Origin of the sequence: Paenibacillus sp. NPDC058177 (genome assembly GCF_042883835.1) — a bacterium.
Taxonomy (GTDB): domain Bacteria; phylum Bacillota; class Bacilli; order Paenibacillales; family Paenibacillaceae; genus Paenibacillus_AQ; species Paenibacillus_AQ agri.
Genome location: NZ_JBHVVB010000001.1, coordinates 195,564 through 213,982 on the forward strand (window position 1 = coordinate 195,564; position 18,419 = coordinate 213,982).

The window sequence follows — 18,419 nt, forward strand, 5'->3', positions numbered from 1 at the left end:
ACACACAAAGAGGTATCCTCCAGCCATTCACGGCTTGGAGGATACCTTTTTGTTTTATTTTCCAAATAATTAATATTTTTTACCTAATCGTGTCAATAAGAGCCTTCATGCGTACCGGAATCTCTTCGCGCAGTTCTGGCCAGGAGACAAATGTCTCCTCAGGCAAGGGATAGGGAACATATTCGAACGAAGGCTGAAAACTGAAGGTTCGTAAATGCGCTTCGGCTGGCGGATCGATATGTACTCCTGGCTTGAATTCACCACTGAACATGTCCGGTTCCAGCACACCTTCGATTCCCGCTTCTTCCTGGCAGCATCTCTCGACGTTCGGGAGCAGCCGGAACAATTCTTCATGTGCGGCCATGGCGTGTTTACCAGGCTGAACATAGATTTTGATCACACCCTCATCTGTCAAATTGCTGCGGTCGCGCATTAATCCTACCAGAAAATGGCCATGGAAGCTGACTTCAGCGTACTCGATGCCACCGTCATGATTCAGGTATACCCAAACATGCTCCAAGTCATAAATATGTTGAATGTCATAATCGTAATAAATAGCGTACTCAATGACCAGGCTATACTTGCTGGTATCGACATGGACGATCCGGTCAAAAGAAACTGAGGGTGCGGTCGTCTCAAACACAGTGACTCCTACACGATGCGGTTTGAAGGGCTCCCGGCGGTCCAAATATAGTAACGGTGCAACGCGAAGTACAGTGTCCCAGAAGGGACGAAGATGGTCGACAACAGGCATTAGCAAAACCTCCAAGAAATAATGATTGATTTTTTTGTCCTATTCATTGTAACATTGGATTAAGCGCTTTACCTATACAATGAATATAAAATGATTGCATTTACATTTATTTAGTTTTGATAAGCGCTTAACTCACAAATAGGGAGGATACAATGACTACTATCCGCTTAACAATGGCACAGGCCCTATTAAGATTTCTGGATCAACAGTACATTTCCTGCGACGGAGTAGAAACAAAATTTGTTGCCGGGGTAATGGGAATCTTTGGTCATGGCAATGTAACCGGTCTTGGTGAGGCCCTGGAGCGAAGCTCAGGCAGTCTGAATTTCATTCAAGGCAAGAATGAACAGGGGATGGCACATGCGGCCACCGCGTTCGCTAAACAACACAATCGCAAACAAATTTATGCCTGCACCACTTCCATTGGTCCCGGTGCTTTGAATATGGTTACTGCAGCCGGAACGGCAACGGTCAACCGCATTCCGCTGCTGCTTCTTCCGGGTGACAACTTTGCTTCGAGACAGCCTGACCCGGTACTACAGCAACTTGAAGCCGGTCATGACTATACTATTTCGGCAGCCGACGCTTTTAAGCCGGTGAGCAGATTCTGGGACCGCATTGTCCGCCCTGAACAACTGATGACTTCGGCACTGAACGCGATCCGCGTGCTTACAGATCCGGCCGAGACTGGCGCGGTTACTCTGGCACTGCCACAGGATGTGCAGGCTGAAGCTTATGATTATCCGGCATCCTTCTTCGAGAAGCGTGTGCATTATGTAGAACGCCAACAACCGGCTCCCCAGACTCTGGAGAGAGCGATTGCTCTTGTGAAGTCCAAACGCAAGCCAATGATCGTCGCCGGTGGAGGCGTTAAATATTCAGAGGCGACGAAAGCGCTTGCTGAATTTGCAGAGAAATTTGGTATTCCGGTATCGGAAACACAGGCAGGCAAGGGCTCCTTGCCTTGGAACCACCCGCTCAACGTTGGCGGAGTTGGCGTGACCGGTGCTTTGGCCGCCAACAAGGTAGCCAAAGAGGCAGACCTGATTATTGGTATCGGAACAAGATATTCCGACTTTACGACCTCATCTAAATCTGCGTTTCATCCGGAAGCGCAGTTCCTGAATATTAACATCAACCGTATGGATGGCGCCAAGCTTGACGGCGTAGCCTTGACGGGAGATGCGAAGACGGTCATCCTTCAGCTCTTGGAAGGCTTGAGTGCTGCAGGTTATAGCAGTTCTTATGCTGACGGGCAGATCACCGCGCTCGGTACCGAGTGGAAGAATGAGGTAGACCGACTGTACGAACTGGAACATCCAGAAGGCTTCGCTCAGACGCGCGCACTTGGCGTCATCAACGAGACGATTGGCGACGAAGCCGTTATTGTCTGTGCGGCAGGCAGCTTGCCGGGCGACCTTCACCGCCTGTGGCGGGTCGGACAGCCAAAGGGCTACCACATGGAATATGGCTTCTCCTGTATGGGATATGAAGTCAGCGGAGCTTTCGGCGTTGCACTTGCAGAGCCGGAACGTGATGTGTACGCCTTTGTCGGAGACGGCAGTTATCTGATGCTCCACTCCGAACTGGTCACAAGCCTCCAGGAAGGGCGCAAGATCACTGTGCTGCTATTCGACAATCATGGTTATCAATGTATTCATAACCTGCAGCGCGGACATGGCAGTGATGGCTTCGGCAACGAGTTCCGTTATCGTGAACAGAGTACAGGCCGCTACACAGGGGCGCCGCTCCCGATTGATTTTGCAGCTCATGCCCGCAGCCTTGGCGCAGCCGCATACAAAGCGACTACACCAGAAGAACTTGAGCAAGCCCTCAAGGCAGCGAAGGAAGAAACACGCACTACATTAATTGAAATTCCGGTTCTTGCCGGTACAAATACCGACGGTTATGAATCCTGGTGGAATGTAGGGGTTCCCGCCGTTTCCTCGAGCACTAAAGTTACGGATGCGCATCAGGCAATGAACGAGAAGTTATCTCAGGCGAGAGTCTACTAGGAGGACTAAGTGATGACACGGTTTCCATTTCAATTAGGCGTTCACCCTATCAACTGGGTCGGCGAAGATGTTAAAGAGCATGGCAATGATACCACTTACGAGCAGATTTTGGACGATATACATTCCTTGGGTCTTAAGGGCACAGAGATGGGCAGAAAGTTCCCGACGGATCTCGCATTGCTGAAAGAAGAGCTGGCGAAGCGTGATATTCAGCTAGTCTCCCAGTGGAAATCCGTATTGTTCTCCGATCCTGCTTATCGTGAGCAGGAGCTGGAAGCTTTCCGGGAGCATGCCAAATTCCTGCAGAGCATGGGCAGCAAAGTTATAAGCACTTGCGAGGTAGGCGGCTCTTTGCACTTCGATCCGAGACGGACGCCAAATGAGAGTGAAGTCATTCGTCTTGATGAAGCGGGCTGGGCCAGCCTGGTAGAAGGCCTGAACGCTGCGGGCAGAATTGCCCAAGAGTATGGCTTGAAGCTGACTTACCATCATCACGGCGGCACTGCTGTAGAAAGCCCGGAAGAAATCGACAAGCTGATGGAGCTGACAGATCCACAGGCTGTATATCTGCTCTTCGATTCCGGTCATGCATTGTACGGCGGGGCGAATCCGCTGGATGTCCTGCGCAAGCATTATGATCGGGTGGCTTATGTGCATCTGAAGGATGTGCGTCCAACGCTGCTGGAGCAGGCTAGAGCAGACGGCGTGGACTTCGTCACCTGCATCCGCAGAGGCGTGTTCACCGTTCCCGGAGATGGTTGCATTGATTTCAAACCGATTATCGGCGAGCTTGTGAGCCGAAACTATACAGGCTGGGCGCTCCTCGAAGGGGAGCAGGACCCAGGCGAGCATCCGGCTCGTGAATATGCAGAGAAGGCACTCCGCTACTTGGAATCTTTACTATAAACGAAGGAGGGTGAACCTATTGTCTTACATTTTTCCTTCCGGAAGGAAGTTTGACTTTACTGCAATTGGCCGCTTGTGCATCGATTTGAATGCGAATGAGATTAACCGGCCTATGGAAGAGACAATGACGTTTACCAAATACGTTGGCGGATCGCCTGCTAACATTGCGATTGGCATGAGCCGATTGGGCCACAAAACAGCATTTATCGGCAAGATTGCCGATGACCAGATGGGACGGTTTATCCAAGGGTACCTGGAGAAAGAAGATATTGATACCAGTAATGTCGTTACAGACAAGACGGGTGCGGTTACAGGACTTGCTTTTACCGAAATCAAGAGCCCGAGCGAATGCAGCATTCTGATGTATCGCGACAATGTAGCTGACCTGAAGCTAGGCCCGCTTGAAGTAAATGAGGAACTGATTGCTAACAGCAAGGCCCTGCTTGTATCGGGTACAGCGCTCGCTGCCAGTCCTTCCCGGGAAGCTGTGCTTCTGTCTCTGGACTATGCCCGTAAGCATGGCACCACAGTCATTCTGGATATCGATTATCGTCCTTATACCTGGAATTCTGCCGAAGAAACAGCGGTATATTACAACCTGGCGGCAGAGAAAAGCGACATTATTATTGGCACAAGAGAAGAATTCGACAGCATGGAGCGGTTTGAAAATAATCACGAGCATAGCGACAGCTTCACAGCTTCCAAGTGGTTCAACTACTCTGCCAAACTCGTTATTATCAAACACGGCAAGGAAGGTTCGATTGCTTACACCGCAGAGGGACTGGAGCAACGGGCTAAATCCTATCCGGCGAAGGTTATCAAGACTTTTGGAGCTGGCGACTCTTATGCCGCAGGCTTCATTCACGGGCTCATGTCCGGTCTGACTATTGAGAAAAGCATGGAATTCGGCAGTGCGGCAGCATGTATCGTCATTTCCAGCCATAGCTGTTCAGAAGCCATGCCGACTGTAGCACAAGTTGAAGATTATATTGAACGCTGCAACCGCGGCGAAATCATAGCTGGCTAAGCAAAGCCGCTAAATCTACTATAAGCGAGGGACTACGATGACAACGAAGTTAAAGAACTGGATCGGCGGAGAATGGGTGGAGTCTTCCGCTGCACAATACGATGATGTGTACAACCCTGCTACAGAAGAAGTATTGGCGCAGGTGCCATTGTCTTCCAAGGGTGACGTAGATTCAGCGGTCCAAGCCGCCCGCAAGTCTTTTGAAAGCTGGAGCCGGACACCGGTTCCGCGCCGGGCACGCGTGCTTTTCAAATATCAGCAGTTGCTGGTGGATCACTGGGAAGAGCTGGCTACCCTGATTACGAAGGAAAATGGTAAAAGCTTGGGCGAAGCGCGTGGCGAGGTGCTGCGTGGGATCGAATGCGTCGAGTTTGCTGCAGGTGCACCAAACCTGATGATGGGTAAACAATTGCCGGATATTGCATCCAACATAGAATCGGGTATGTACCGTTATCCTATCGGCGTAATCGGCGGTATCACGCCGTTCAACTTCCCGATGATGGTACCTTGCTGGATGTTCCCGCTGGCGATTGCCGTTGGTAACACCTTTGTATTGAAACCATCCGAACGTACGCCGCTTCTGGCGAATCGTCTGGCTGAGCTGTTCCATGAAGCAGGCTTGCCAGCTGGCGTGCTGAACATCGTACACGGGGCACATGATGTCGTGAACGGTATTCTGGAGCATCCGGAGATTAAGGCAGTATCTTTCGTTGGCTCACAACCAGTTGCAGAGTACGTGTATACAACAGGTACCGCCCATGGCAAACGGGTGCAAGCTTTGGCTGGCGCGAAGAACCACTCTATCGTGCTTCCTGACGCGGATCTCGATTTGACGGTTAAAGAAATCGTCAATGCTGCATTTGGCTCTGCTGGCGAACGCTGTATGGCTTGCGCGGTTGTAGTCGCTGTCGGTGATGTTGCTGATGAGCTTGTTGAGCGTCTGTCTGCGGCTGCCGATCAGATTACTATCGGTAACGGGCTGGAAGAAGGCACGTTCCTCGGTCCAGTAATCCGTGGCGGACACAAGGAAAGAACTCTTGGCTATATCGAATCCGGGGAAGCTGAAGGCGGTGTACTGGTTAGAGACGGACGGAAGGATGAAGCTGTTCAGAACTCCGGCTACTTCGTAGGGCCGACCATCTTTGACCGGGTGAGCAGTGAAATGAAGATTTGGAAAGATGAAATTTTCGCACCGGTTCTGTCCGTGATGCGTGCAGATACGCTGGAGGATGCAATCGCTATTGCCAATCGTTCAGAGTTCGCAAACGGGGCTTGCTTGTTCACCAGCAACGGCAGCAGCGTGCGTCAATTCCGCGAAACTATCGATGCAGGTATGCTTGGTGTCAATCTCGGTGTACCCGCTCCAATGGCCTTCTTCCCGTTCTCGGGCTGGAAGAAATCGTTCTACGGTGATCTGCATGCTAACGGAACGGATGGCGTGGAATTCTTTACCCGTAAAAAGATGGTTACCGCTCGCTGGTAATCGATAATAGCAGCCTTACAACAACGAAATAGCAAATCCCCGGCTGTGAGCCGGGGAATGATTTACACCCCACTACGAAAGGCTGACGACTATGAAGAAGCTGAAATTCGGTATTATCGGCGCCGGCAGAATCGGGAAAATCCATGCCGACAACTTGATTAGACATCCGCAAGCAGAAATTCTCGCTGTGAGCGACCTGTTCGCAGGTCCGGAACTTGAAGAATGGGCAGCATCCAGAGGCATTGCTATCGTCACTAAGGATAGCGAAGAGATTCTGAACCATCCTGAGATTGACGCTGTATTTATCTGTTCTTCCACAGATACGCATGTTCCTCTGATCAAAAAGGCGGCAGAGCAAGGCAAGCATATTTTCTGTGAAAAGCCGCTCAGTATGGATATCCGTCAGACTGAAGAAGCCATCGAAGCCGTATCTAAGGCCGGCGTACAACTGCAAGTCGGCTTCAACCGCCGGTTCGATCACAACTTTAAACGGGTACGTGAGCATGTACAGAACGGTGCCATTGGTGACACTCATCTGATCAAGATTACCTCCCGGGATCCGGGGCCACCACCAGAAGCATACATTAAGGTCTCTGGGGGCATCTTCATGGATATGATGATCCATGACTTTGATATGGCGCGTTTCCTCTCGGGCAGTGAAGTTGAAGAAGTATACACACAAGGTAGCGTACTGATTGATCCTGTGTTCGGCCAATATGGCGATGTGGATACAGCGATTGTGACCCTCCGTTTCGCGAACGGTGCGCTTGGCGTCATCGATTGCAGCCGCAAGGCGGCTTACGGTTATGACCAGCGTGTAGAGGTGTTCGGATCGAAAGGCTCTGTAACGGCCGCTAATGATTTCCCGAATACGGCTGTTTTGAGTACAGAAGACGGCATCCAAAGCGACAAGCCGCTGCACTTCTTCCTGGAACGTTATAATGCAGCATATGTAGATGAAACACAGCAATTTATCGATACCCTCCTACTAGGCAAGGCAGTTTCGGTCAATGGAAATGACGGCTGGCAGGCGGAAAGAATTGCCCGGGCAGCGAAGCTTTCTATGCAAGAGAACCGTCCGATAAAACTCTCGGAATTACAATAAGGAAAGGTTGTGAAAAGCGTGAGCAAGCTGATTGTTAGTCCGGATTCCAAGCGTTCAGGAAATCATCCCGCTCTATCGGTAACACCGGAGTCCGCTGGCTGGACCTATGTAGGCTTTGAGGTCTATCGACTGAGTCCAGGCGAGACGTTAAGCCAGTCTACAGACGGAAACGAGGTATGTCTCGTGCTTCTGAGTGGTAGAGCAGACATCGCGACTGCCAATGCTTCCTGGCTCAATATCGGGCAAAGAATGAGCGTGTTCGAGCAGATTCCACCTTATTCTGTCTACGTCCCGAATGACAACCGTTTCAAGGTAACTGCTGTTACTGAACTGGAGCTTGCGGTATGCAAGGCCCCAGGCCACGGAAACCATGACGCGCGTCTGATCGCTCCTAGCGATGTAGGCGTTGAGGTTAGAGGAGAAGGGTCTACGCAGCGGTTCATCCATAATATTTTACCGGAGCAGGAACCGGCTGACAGTCTGTTGGTGGTCGAGGTATTCACACCGCAGGGGCACTGGTCGAGTTATCCTCCGCATAAGCATGACCGGGATGCACTCCCCGACGAATCACTACTGGAAGAGACGTACTACTTCCATGTGAAGCCTGAGCAGGGCTTTGCCGTTCAGCGTGTATATACGGATGACCGTTCCCTCGACGAGACGCTGGCTGTCAAAGATAGCGAAGCCGTGCTCGTACCGAAAGGTTATCACCCTGTTTCGGCGCCTCCAGGCTATGATGTATACTACTTGAACGTGATGGCTGGACCAACCCGGATCTGGAAATTCCACAATGATCCAGATCACGAATGGCTCGCACAGCCCCGCACTACTGCTCCAACTGAGAGTGAATGAGTGTTGCAAAAAGAGTATATTCATCGGATAATAACGTGATAGGGGTTTGACCGAAGAGAAACTATCCCTTAACAATCCGATAATAATGAGGCTATGCCATGAAAGCAACCACGATATATGATGTTGCGAAGGAAGCGGGCGTATCGATTGCCACCGTCTCCAACGCAATTAACGGCAAAGGGAAAGTAAGCAAGAAAAGGCGTGAAGAAATTCTGCAGGTGATGGAGCGGTTGAATTATCAGCCCAGTGTCATTGCGTCTGCTTTGATGGGGAAGAAGACCTACACGATAGGTCTTCTGATTCCGGACGTCTCCAACCCCTTTTTCTCTGAGATTGCGAGAACGGTAGAGGACCTGGCGCATTCAAGCGGCTACAGTGTCATCGTTTGCAGTACGGACAACAGGGATGAACGCGTAGAAAAATACATCCGGCTGCTGGAGCAAAAAAACGTTGATGGTATCCTGATCGGAACCGGCTTGGAGAATGCGGAGATTCTGGCGCTGCTCGCAGAAAAATCCTTTCCGATTGTTATGATTGCGCGGGAGGCCGCGGGCATTTCGGTGCACAGCGTCCTGACGGACGACTTCAGAGGCGGTGAGCTTGCCGCCCGGTATTTGCTGGGTAAGGGCCACAAGCAAGTGGCGGTTCTTTCGGAGAATTTCAAGGTGAGCAGCAGCTTTGAGCGGGTCAGAGGTTTCCGGTTTGGATTATTCGAAGCGGGGATTTCACTGAACCCGGAGGAGATTCTCTCTTGCGAGTCGAATATTAAAGACGGCAAACGGGCAGCCGCTGCGATCATACGCGGATCGGAACGTCCCACGGCTTTGTTCTGCTGCAACGATTTGCTTGCTATCGGCGCTCTGCAAGCTGCTAAGGAAGCGGGTATATCCGTACCGGAGCAGCTCTCGATCATCGGCTTTGACGATACCATACTGTCCACGGTGACGAACCCGACGCTGACAACCATTGCTCAGCCTATGGATCAGATGGTGAAGCTGGCGTTCGATCTGCTGATCGGCAGTCTGGATAACGCAGATGATATCAAGCAGAGAATTGTCATGCAGCCGGAACTGGTCATCCGGGAATCCACAGGCAGTCCGCCAATCGAATGAAGAGGATGGTCATAAAGAATATGGACGACAAGAGGTTAATTATCTTTTTTGACAGCGGCGACACCATCGTAGATGAATCGACCGAGATTCGGGACGAAGAAGGCATCGTTATCAGTGCGGATCTGATCCCTGGAGCAGATATCACGATTCAAACTCTGCATGAGAGAGGCTACACGCTGGCCTTGGTGGCCGATGGTGATGCACAATCTTTCAAGAACGTATTCAAGCAGCATGGACTTCACGATTATTTCAGCGCAATGATTATTTCTGAGAATATTAAAGCGATCAAACCTAGCCCTCGGATGTTCAAGGCCGCAATCGGCGCGCTTGACTTGTCTGAGCAAGATTTCTCCCGGACCGTCATGATCGGCAACAACCTGAGCCGTGATATGAAGGGAGCCAACGCACTTGGCATCACCAGCATCTTTCAGAGCTGGACGCCGCGTTATCCTCACGAGCCGGCGGATGAATCCGAACGGCCGACACATACCGTCAGTGAACCGCTGCAATTGCTTGAGCTCATTGAACGGCTGAATGCCGAACTGCAATAATAAGGCTGATTGCCTGTTGTATAGATTGTGCTAGAAAATATCATTCGGGGATAAGGACATCTGTCCTACTTTGAAAATTTGAAATTCAATCTATGCATGCCCTTTGTCCGAAGAATTGGTTATTAACCATCCTTCGGACAAAGGGCTGTTTTTTTATATTAGAGGTTTGACCACCACCTTGGGCCACGCACCGCGCGCCGGGAGGCGCACGCGGCGCGGAATGTATAGATAACAGGCTTATAAACACAACGCAATTTCGAAAATGACTCGGACGTGTAATTAACAGTCTTTATGTAGCCTAAGGTACAAAATAGAAATGAACCCTTCTGTATGCTTAGTTCACAAGGATTGCACGGCTTCAACTGACAAATGCGCCGAAAAGTTCAATTCACTTGATAGGGCATTGTAATAACGGGAATAACTCCTGTTATTTTGATTAAATTCTCTGCTTTTCTAAAAATAACTGGAAAATGTCCTGTTAATTACCTCATACCAAGATCATTGAGGAATAAAACAGGTATTTAACTGGAGAAAATCCCTTTATTCACAGAAAATAAGGTGAGAGGGGAAGATTAACGGTATATTTTCCTGTTATCAAATCCTTCCTAAGCTCGAACGTAGACTCAGGCGAATATTCCGGTGAAGTGTGGACTGCGGTTGTTGCTCCCTTATTTTTTCTAGGTGGGGAAGTCCAAACATTCACCGTAGTGACAAGCGAGCCTTCCTTTCGTATCTAAAGTTCGTCTAATTTAGTGATAAATGTGGCGGTTCTTGAACAGGATTGTACAATAGCTATATCGAACTATCTTTTTCATGAGAAAATGACTAAAGAAAGATAGCAATACGGAATTGAGGTAGATGCCATACATGGAAGAACAACAACATCAGAAGCCGGACCGGAAGCCGCTGTTATATTTGCAAACTGCTGATTTGGTGCTGGAGGAAATTCGCAAGCGTAAGTTGCAGCCCCATGATCCGGTGCCGTCTGAGGCAGAGCTGGCCAAGCTGTATTCTGTCAGCCGCATGACAGCCAAGCTTGCGCTGCAAATTCTGGAGAAGCAGGGGATTGTATACCGATTGGCGAGGCGAGGTACCTTTATGTCAGGTGACTATTCGGGACCGGACAGGGAGTTTGTAGCGGAGCAAACAGATGGGGGCAAGACGCTGGTCAAGCGGAGGATCGCCCTTGTGTTTCCGAACGTGGATGATTATGTGGCTAGAATTATAGCATCCGTTGAGCGGGAAGCCCGCAAATCTGGTTGTCACCTGCTTATTCGCATGACTACCGATAAAGAGGATGAGAGCACCAGCCTTCAGGAGCTATATGATGACGGAGTTGACGGAATTATTCTATACCCTCGAGGCAGAACACATTGCAGCGAGAAGGTACTGGAGCTGAATTTGCTAAACTATCCGCTGGTGATCATCGACCGGATTTTTCGCGAGGTTAACATTGATTGTGTGTATCATGACCATCATCAAGGCGCCTATAATCTGACGGCATATCTGATTCAGAGAGGGCATCGGGAAATCGGTTATCTCTCAATGCCATTCGACGGAGTGACAAGCCGGGAAGACCGTTATAAAGGATACATGCAGGTCATGCTGGATTATGAGCTACCTGTGAATGGGCGTAATATTAACCTGAACTGCTCAGAGGATTACATGCTGGACCTGAATGGCTCCAATCAGGAGCTGGTTGATTTTATGCAAAATAATCCTGACATGACGGCGGTCCTCTGTGCGGATGATTATCTGGCGACTTCTTGCTTGAATACGGCTCTGTCAATCGGCAAACCGGTACCTGATGAGCTGTCCATCATCGGGTTTTCAGATATCCAGCTCGCCAGTTTGTTGCCGGTCCCGTTGACCACAGCCAGACAAACCACCCAGCAGTTGGGCCACGCGGCAGTCAATCTTCTCTGCAAACGTATGGAGAATTCCAGGGAAGGAGCGGTATCGATTAAGGTAAACACGACCATTATCGAACGGAGCTCTGTACGGGATCTCAATCTCTGAATGTAACAGGGGTTTTCAGTCCTTAAGCCTATATGATCACATGTTCGTGATCGTATAGGCTTTTTATATGTCAGTGACATATGGAATTATTTTTCTTGGATATGGAAAACAAATCTCAGTAGTGTTATCTTCATCCCTAAAAAGTGCGAAAATATTGTAAAATATGGTCAAATACTAAAAAGTATGCTCGAAATAATTTACAAAACAAAGTTGATTTTATTATTGTATATGTCACTGACATAGATTACCCTGAGGGTATAGTTATCTTTAATCATGAAAGGAGGACCTTTTGGAAAGCGTTATCATACATCCTGAACATAGACCTACAGAAGCCTGAAGACATGCATGTTAGCAGAAAATGAAATCATTATTCGAAGAGGAGCCCGAATATGACAATCAAATCTTTGCTTGCAACATCGTTCTTGGCAGTATCTCTTATTTTACCGGTAGCAAAGCCTGCAATGGCAGAAGAAGCTCAGCCAGCGACGGCGGAAGACAACCAGTCAGCGCTGGCGGCAGATAATAATCCGGTAACCGTGTATCGGGATGGTGATTTTGGCGGCAGTTCCCAGCAGTTTGGGATTGGCCTTTACAATGTAAACGAGCTAAATGTCGTCGGCAACGACAAAATTTCTTCAGTTAAGGTAGCATCGGGCTACCGCTTGACCCTGTATCGTGACAAGGACTTCTCTGGTGACACTAAGCAACTAACCAGCGATGCAAGCTGGCTGGATGACTTCAATGACGCTACTTCCAGTCTTAAAGTGGAGAAGATTGGTGGTCCGAACAAGCCGGTGATTGCTTACTCCAATTCTCCTTATGGCGGATTCGAGCAGCAGTTTGATATCGGCAATTACAATGTGGATGATCTGAAGGCTGGAGTGGGGAATGACGCTATTTCTGCAATTCGTATAGCCCCGGGTTATAAGGTTACACTATTCAAAGATTATAACTACTCCGGTGCCTCCAAGGTTCTGACCGCTGATGCGATCTATGTAGGCAGTGACATTAATGATTCGGTATCCAGCTTGAAGGTGGAGGCCATTTCACCACAGGATTCTACAACCAGAGCGGTGCCAGGCAATGCTTACAGCGATACGGCCAAACGTGAGATTTTACAAACCTTTGCGCCAAGGATCTGGTTCGCCCAAGGAGAGACTTACTTCCCGGCTTCTGTAGAGTTCACGCTGCCTCATCTGGACCGCTATATCAATCCTGGCTCTGGACTGTATGAATTCAAAACTAAAACGGAGCTCAACCCTTATACACTAAAGCTCCCTTATTTCTCAGGCGATTTGGCCACTGCTCCAATCTATGCGTTCTGGGTAGAGAAGGAGTATAACAATGTCGATCTGGTATACTTCCAGTACAGCGCCTATGATCTTGGTAAGACCGTATTCGGTACAGAAGTAGGCGATCATGTAGGGGATTGGGAACGTGTAACCGTCAGATTGGCCAAATTCACGGATCAAGGCACGAATTTTATTAAACCGGTTCAAGTTTATTATGGTGCCCATTCCTTCGGCACAACATACAACTGGAATGAAGTAGATAAAGTGAATAATACCCATCCCGTAGCCTATTCTGCTTTTGGCTCCCACGGAATGTGGAAAGATCCAGGCAACCATGTGTATAAAGAGCTGGTCGTTACACAACTGATTGATGTAGCGAATCAAGGAACCGCATGGGATACATGGAACAATATTCAGGCATTCCAGTACTACCCGAACTCATTAACTGGCAATGGCCTCGGCAATGCGTGGCCGTCCTGGCTGGACAGAGATTACAGCAACCCGAACAGTCTCTCGGTGTACAAATTTGGTAATCCTGCCCAAGGCTCCTTCTTTGGACAGCCGCTCCTCGCTGGCGGACCTACCGGCCCGCAAGAAAAAGGCGCGCTTACGAACGATGTAGTTCTTGACTAATTTATTTGAAAAACGGAGGCATACAACCATGACTAGCAGAAAAAAAGTACACGTTGTTTTTAAGACTCACCTCGATATCGGTTTCACCCATCTGGCAGCAAATGTAGTAAAGCAGTACATGGAGGAGTATATTCCAAAAGCAATCGCGCTAGCTGCGGAGCTTGAAGCCAAAGGTGGCAAAGAGCGTTTCGTGTGGACCACAGGCTCCTGGTTGATTCGCTATTACTTGGATCATGCGTCTGAAGAAGGCAAAAAGGCTATGGATGAAGCAATCCGCAAAGGGCACATCGTCTGGCACGGTTTGCCGTTCACAACGCATACCGAACTAATGGACCCGACCTTGTTCCGCTACGGTCTGTCGATCAGTCAAGAACTGGATGCTCAGTTCGGCAAAACGACGATTGCTTCGAAGATGACAGACGTACCCGGTCACACCCTGTCGATGGTGCCATACATGAGCGAAGCAGGCATTCGCTATATGCACCTTGGCGTGAACCCGGCTTCTATGCGCCCAGACGTGCCGAAGCTGTTCAGATGGCAGGCGGCAGACGGCAGCGAGATCATTGTTAACTACGCTGGAACTTACGGTGAAGCAGTAGAGCTTGACGATCTTGACGATATCCTGCTGTTCGCGCATACCGGCGACAACTGTGGACCGCCAAGTGCAGAGGAGATTCGTGAGCAGTTCGAGCATATTCAAGAGCGTTATCCGGATGCTGAGATTATTGCTTCTTCGCTGGATGCTTTTGCTGAAAAATTGCTCACTGTTAGTGATCGACTGCCTGTTGTGCGTGAAGAGCTTGGAGATACCTGGATTCACGGCGGAGCTACTGATCCACTGAAGGTTGCTAAGCTTCGTGAGCTGCAGCGCTTGAGAGATAAGTGGCTGGCTGAGGGCCGGATCGATATCGCAAGCGCCGAATACAAAGGTTTCAGCGACGCCTTGCTGCTTGTTGTAGAGCATACGTGGGGTCTTGATGTGAAGAAATGGCTACCGGATTTCCGCAACTACGCGAAGCCAGACTTCAACAAGGCGAGAGAAGTTGACGATATTGACGTGAATGATATTCCGGCCAAATTCCAATACATCGGTGCATTCGCCATGGACGAGTTCGACAAGCATTCCAGCGGATTGTTTGCTTCCGAGACCAGCCGCCGCACATACTCGATGATCGAGAGCTCTTGGGCGGAGCAGCGCGGATATCTGGACACAGCTGTCGCAGCATTGAGCGAAGATAAGCAAGCGGAAGCACGGGCAGCGTTTGAACAATTGAAGCCAGTGAAGAATGAGTTGTCCGGGTCGTCTGCGTTTGTCAGTCATTCGGCTTACAACAGCGGCGGCTATGAGGTAGCCTTCAATGAGAACGGCGCTCTGATTCAGTTGATCGACGGCAACGGCAAGAACTGGGTGGATGCTCAGCATCCTTTTGGTGAATACGTCTACGAAACTTTCGGCACAGATGATTACAACAGATATTTCCGTACGTACATGCAGAACTTGCCTTTAACGCATCCGTGGGCAGATGCCGACTTCAGCAAGCCTGGTTTTGAGTTCGTGCGTCCGCTGCCAAGTCACGGCATTTACAAGCCAATTGTACGGGAGTTGCAAAAGACGAGTGGTGCGAACGGGGATCAATACTTGCTTCGTCTGTCCATGCCTAAGGAAGCTCATGAAGTATACGGAGCGCCAAAGGAATTGGAGCTGATCTACACCTTTGCCGGAGACGGTGGAGTGGACGTTAGTCTGCAGTGGTTCGGAAAAGATGCTAATCGCTTGCCGGAAGCCAGCTGGTTCAGCTGTGGCCTGAAGGTGGATAACCCGAATCTGTGGATGATGGATAAGCTCGGCGGTCCAATCTCGCCACTGAGTGTGGTGAAGGACGGCAACCGTAATCTGCATGCTATAGATCGTGGTGTTTTCTATGAAGGCGCAGACGGCCTGGCTTCGATTGCAGCGCTGGATTCTGCACTTGTTGCGCCTGGTGAGAGAAGACTGCTGCAGTTCGACAATACTTTTGTTTCGCTGGCAGGGGGATGGCACTTCAATCTGCACAACAACAAATGGGGAACAAACTTCCCGATGTGGTACGGGGATGATGCGAAGTTCCGCTTCCGTCTGAACACACATTCCAATCTTAAATAAAAGGAAATAAGCAGGGGTTTTACCGAAATTTGATGATCAGCTAATAATCCTAGTACATTTGAGTCCTATAATAGGACAAGTAAGAGGGATTAGCGGGTTGCAAATAAGGTAAAGCCCTTTTTTATTCATCTTAAAATAATATTGAACATTCTGTTAATTGCTTATTGATTAAGCGCTTAATTCCATGTATTATACAAATAAAGCGTTTTCATTTTGGTATTAACGATATTTAAACCGGTTTAATGTGGGGTAAGTAACAGGCCCATTATTATTTTAAAGCCCCTATTAAACCGGTTTAATATCGATTTTACATAGCATTCTATATTTATGTTAAATCGGTTTAATTCCACTTGGGAGGTGGGAGACAACTAGAGCAAGTTCCGCTGGACAAATCGTAAATCTAAACACGGAGGGGTTAACTTGAAAAGGGGAAGCAAATTGTTAATTGGCCTTATCCTTATGACTACGGCCTTGGGAGGATGTTCATTCTCTTCGTCTAACAACGTAGCTGAGAAGGTTAAGGAATCGCCGGATGTGAAAGAAACGATCGTCAAAGAGAATAATAACACTAAAGAGTCGCCTAATCTGGCTAAGTTGGTATCTGAAGGAAAGCTGCCCAAGCTGGAAGAGCGTCTTCCGGCTGCCAAGGACATTATGGTTGAGAATGTCGTTGATGAAATCGGAGAGTATGGCGGCGACTGGAAGATGCCCTGGAATGGCGTAGCTGACAAGTGGGGGATTGGTCAACCGACTGAAGAAGCACTGTTCCGCTTCAATCAGGAAGGCAATAAGGTTGAACCAAACGTAGCCAAAGGCTATGAAGTTAACGCGGATTCCACAGTGTTCACCATTCATTTGCGGGAAGGCATGAAATGGTCTGACGGTGTTCCTTTCACAGCCGATGATGTCCTCTTCTATTGGGAGCACATGCTGACCAAAGAGACTTTCGGTAAAAAGATTTACGATGCCTATTATTCCGTCGATCCGGCAACAGGCGATAGAGCGCTGGCAGAAGTCAAGAAGGTGGATGATTACACCTTTACAGTGACTCACAAGTATCCAAGCGTGCTCTTCCTGGAGCGTGTGGCCATTGACAACAAGTGGTTCTTTGCTCCGGCACACTTCCATAAGACGATCCTGCCTGAATTTGTAGGCGATGCGAAGACACTGGAGATCACCAAAGAGTGGGGCTATGAAGATCCGAAAACCTTCCTCATGGAGACCGGGTATACGGACTGGCTGCACTACCAAATCCCGACACTCCGTGCTTGGGTACCAACGAATGATCCTAACGGTGACCAATTCGTGATGGAACGCAACCCTTACTATTGGAAAACAGATAAAGAAGGGAAGCAGCTACCATACATTGACCGGATTGTAGCAACTAAGATTCAAGATCCAAGCCAAAAGGTGTTAGGTACGCTTTCCGGCGATTATAACTTGACTATTTTTGATTCCAAGGACTTCACAGTCCTGAAGGAAAATGAGAAAAAAGGCGACTTCCGCATCATTCCATGGACACAGCCATCCTGGTCCAGTGCCGGTATTCAATTGAACCAGACGACAGAAGATCCGAACCTGCGCAAGCTGTTCCAGGATATCAAATTCCGGGAAGCACTTTCGATTGGGGTTGACCGGAACGAAGTCTCTGAGATCGTAACCAACGGACTCGGCGAGCCGATACAGGCTTCTGTTCCGAAAGGGGTTATGGGGTATCAGGAAGGCTGGGATAAACAGTGGGCTGAATATGATCCGGAACGCGCAAACAAGATCCTCGATGAACTGGGTCTCACCAAGCGTGATAAGAATAATTTCCGTACCAATGCTGACGGTTCGGAACTGACGCTGACCATTGTAGAAAGCAGCACTGACAATGCGCCATTCCTGGAGCTGCTCAAGAAGTACTATGAAGAAATGGGTCTCAGAACGAATGTGAAGATCGTGGATGGTACTACCCAATTCGACATGAAGTACGCCAACCAGATTCCAATGCATACTGAGAATATCTCTGTCGCTAACGTAGCCTTCCGTCCGGATACCCTCGTTCCGCTTCGTGTTATGACGCCATGGCTTGGTCATTATGGACTCTACACGCAATCCGGCGGTAAAGAAGGCGTTAAACCGGAAGGTGATGTAGCGAAGATCTTGGAGTATTGGGATAAAGTTAAATCAAGCAAAACGCTTGAGGATATCAACAATTACAGCAATGAAATCGTGAAGCTGCATCAGAAGAACCAATGGGTGATTGGTTATGCAGGACCAACGCCAGTGCTGATTGTTGCCAACAATAAGATTCACAACATTCCTACCGACGCCATCTGGTGTGACGAATATCGTTCCCTCGGCCAAGGACATCCAGCGCAATTCTTTATCAAGCAATAAGCTTTGAAGCTTTCTTGTGGCAATAGCGGGGGATCACATCCCCGCTATTGTTTCCTTTTGAAATATAAGGATTTATATGTTTTACGTATAAATTATCCTTATATTTCTCGCTGAAACGGATACCGTCCCTTAGCGGACGGCAAAG

At 49.0% G+C, this 18,419-nt stretch carries 13 protein-coding genes; 12 read left to right on the forward strand and 1 reads right to left on the reverse strand.

Going from position 1 to position 18,419, the window contains the following annotated elements; all coding sequences use genetic code 11:
- Positions 1 to 79: 79 nt before the first annotated feature.
- The gene (locus ACFVU8_RS00835) at positions 80 to 754 is read right to left on the reverse strand and encodes a hypothetical protein (protein WP_379464583.1); all 675 of its coding nucleotides are present in this window, start codon (positions 752 to 754) and stop codon (positions 80 to 82) included.
- A gap of 152 nt (positions 755 to 906) precedes the next feature.
- Between ACFVU8_RS00835 and iolD the strand changes: the two genes are divergently transcribed.
- From iolD to ACFVU8_RS00895, 12 genes are all read left to right on the forward strand, one after another.
- Positions 907 to 2,769, forward strand: a complete 1,863-nt coding sequence (gene iolD, locus ACFVU8_RS00840) for a 3D-(3,5/4)-trihydroxycyclohexane-1,2-dione acylhydrolase (decyclizing) (protein ID WP_379464582.1) — start codon at positions 907 to 909, stop codon at positions 2,767 to 2,769.
- A 12-nt stretch (positions 2,770 to 2,781) separates the two neighbouring features.
- Positions 2,782 to 3,675: a myo-inosose-2 dehydratase gene (gene iolE, locus ACFVU8_RS00845; protein ID WP_387425521.1), complete on the forward strand. Its 894-nt coding sequence runs from the start codon at positions 2,782 to 2,784 to the stop codon at positions 3,673 to 3,675.
- Positions 3,676 to 3,694: 19 nt separating this feature from the next.
- The gene (gene iolC, locus ACFVU8_RS00850; RefSeq protein WP_387425522.1) at positions 3,695 to 4,702 is read left to right on the forward strand and encodes a 5-dehydro-2-deoxygluconokinase; all 1,008 of its coding nucleotides are present in this window, start codon (positions 3,695 to 3,697) and stop codon (positions 4,700 to 4,702) included.
- 37 nt (positions 4,703 to 4,739) lie between these two features.
- Entirely contained in the window at positions 4,740 to 6,185 is a 1,446-nt protein-coding gene (locus ACFVU8_RS00855; RefSeq protein WP_379464580.1) for a CoA-acylating methylmalonate-semialdehyde dehydrogenase, read from the forward strand.
- 91 nt (positions 6,186 to 6,276) lie between these two features.
- Positions 6,277 to 7,290: an inositol 2-dehydrogenase gene (gene iolG / locus ACFVU8_RS00860; protein ID WP_387425524.1), complete on the forward strand. Its 1,014-nt coding sequence runs from the start codon at positions 6,277 to 6,279 to the stop codon at positions 7,288 to 7,290.
- 18 nt (positions 7,291 to 7,308) lie between these two features.
- Positions 7,309 to 8,142 carry a 5-deoxy-glucuronate isomerase gene (gene iolB, locus ACFVU8_RS00865; RefSeq protein ID WP_175372458.1) on the forward strand — a complete coding sequence of 278 codons (834 nt, stop codon included), beginning with the start codon at positions 7,309 to 7,311 and terminating at the stop codon, positions 8,140 to 8,142.
- 98 nt (positions 8,143 to 8,240) lie between these two features.
- A complete protein-coding gene (locus ACFVU8_RS00870) occupies positions 8,241 to 9,254 on the forward strand; it encodes a LacI family DNA-binding transcriptional regulator (RefSeq protein WP_387425525.1) in 1,014 nt (337 codons plus the stop codon).
- 20 nt (positions 9,255 to 9,274) lie between these two features.
- Entirely contained in the window at positions 9,275 to 9,805 is a 531-nt protein-coding gene (locus ACFVU8_RS00875; RefSeq protein ID WP_246317182.1) for an HAD family hydrolase, read from the forward strand.
- Between the two features lie 867 nt (positions 9,806 to 10,672).
- Positions 10,673 to 11,824, forward strand: a complete 1,152-nt coding sequence (locus ACFVU8_RS00880) for a GntR family transcriptional regulator (RefSeq protein ID WP_387425526.1) — start codon at positions 10,673 to 10,675, stop codon at positions 11,822 to 11,824.
- 389 nt (positions 11,825 to 12,213) lie between these two features.
- Entirely contained in the window at positions 12,214 to 13,749 is a 1,536-nt protein-coding gene (locus tag ACFVU8_RS00885) for a Vps62-related protein (RefSeq protein WP_379464577.1), read from the forward strand.
- A gap of 28 nt (positions 13,750 to 13,777) precedes the next feature.
- On the forward strand, positions 13,778 to 15,892 hold the full coding sequence (locus ACFVU8_RS00890) for a DUF5054 domain-containing protein (protein ID WP_387425527.1): 2,115 nt from the start codon (positions 13,778 to 13,780) through the stop codon (positions 15,890 to 15,892).
- 420 nt (positions 15,893 to 16,312) lie between these two features.
- Positions 16,313 to 18,274 carry an ABC transporter substrate-binding protein gene (locus tag ACFVU8_RS00895; RefSeq protein WP_246317184.1) on the forward strand — a complete coding sequence of 654 codons (1,962 nt, stop codon included), beginning with the start codon at positions 16,313 to 16,315 and terminating at the stop codon, positions 18,272 to 18,274.
- Positions 18,275 to 18,419 lie beyond the last annotated feature (145 nt).

Coding starts and splice junctions, on each gene's coding strand:
- ACFVU8_RS00835 (WP_379464583.1), bottom strand. CDS start 754: ATGCCTGTTGTCGACCATCTTCGTCCCTTCTGGGACACTGTACTTCGC.
- ACFVU8_RS00890 (WP_387425527.1), top strand. CDS start 13,778: ATGACTAGCAGAAAAAAAGTACACGTTGTTTTTAAGACTCACCTCGAT.
- ACFVU8_RS00870 (WP_387425525.1), top strand. CDS start 8,241: ATGAAAGCAACCACGATATATGATGTTGCGAAGGAAGCGGGCGTATCG.
- ACFVU8_RS00885 (WP_379464577.1), top strand. CDS start 12,214: ATGACAATCAAATCTTTGCTTGCAACATCGTTCTTGGCAGTATCTCTT.
- ACFVU8_RS00875 (WP_246317182.1), top strand. CDS start 9,275: ATGGACGACAAGAGGTTAATTATCTTTTTTGACAGCGGCGACACCATC.
- ACFVU8_RS00880 (WP_387425526.1), top strand. CDS start 10,673: ATGGAAGAACAACAACATCAGAAGCCGGACCGGAAGCCGCTGTTATAT.
- iolE (WP_387425521.1), top strand. CDS start 2,782: ATGACACGGTTTCCATTTCAATTAGGCGTTCACCCTATCAACTGGGTC.
- iolD (WP_379464582.1), top strand. CDS start 907: ATGACTACTATCCGCTTAACAATGGCACAGGCCCTATTAAGATTTCTG.
- ACFVU8_RS00855 (WP_379464580.1), top strand. CDS start 4,740: ATGACAACGAAGTTAAAGAACTGGATCGGCGGAGAATGGGTGGAGTCT.
- iolG (WP_387425524.1), top strand. CDS start 6,277: ATGAAGAAGCTGAAATTCGGTATTATCGGCGCCGGCAGAATCGGGAAA.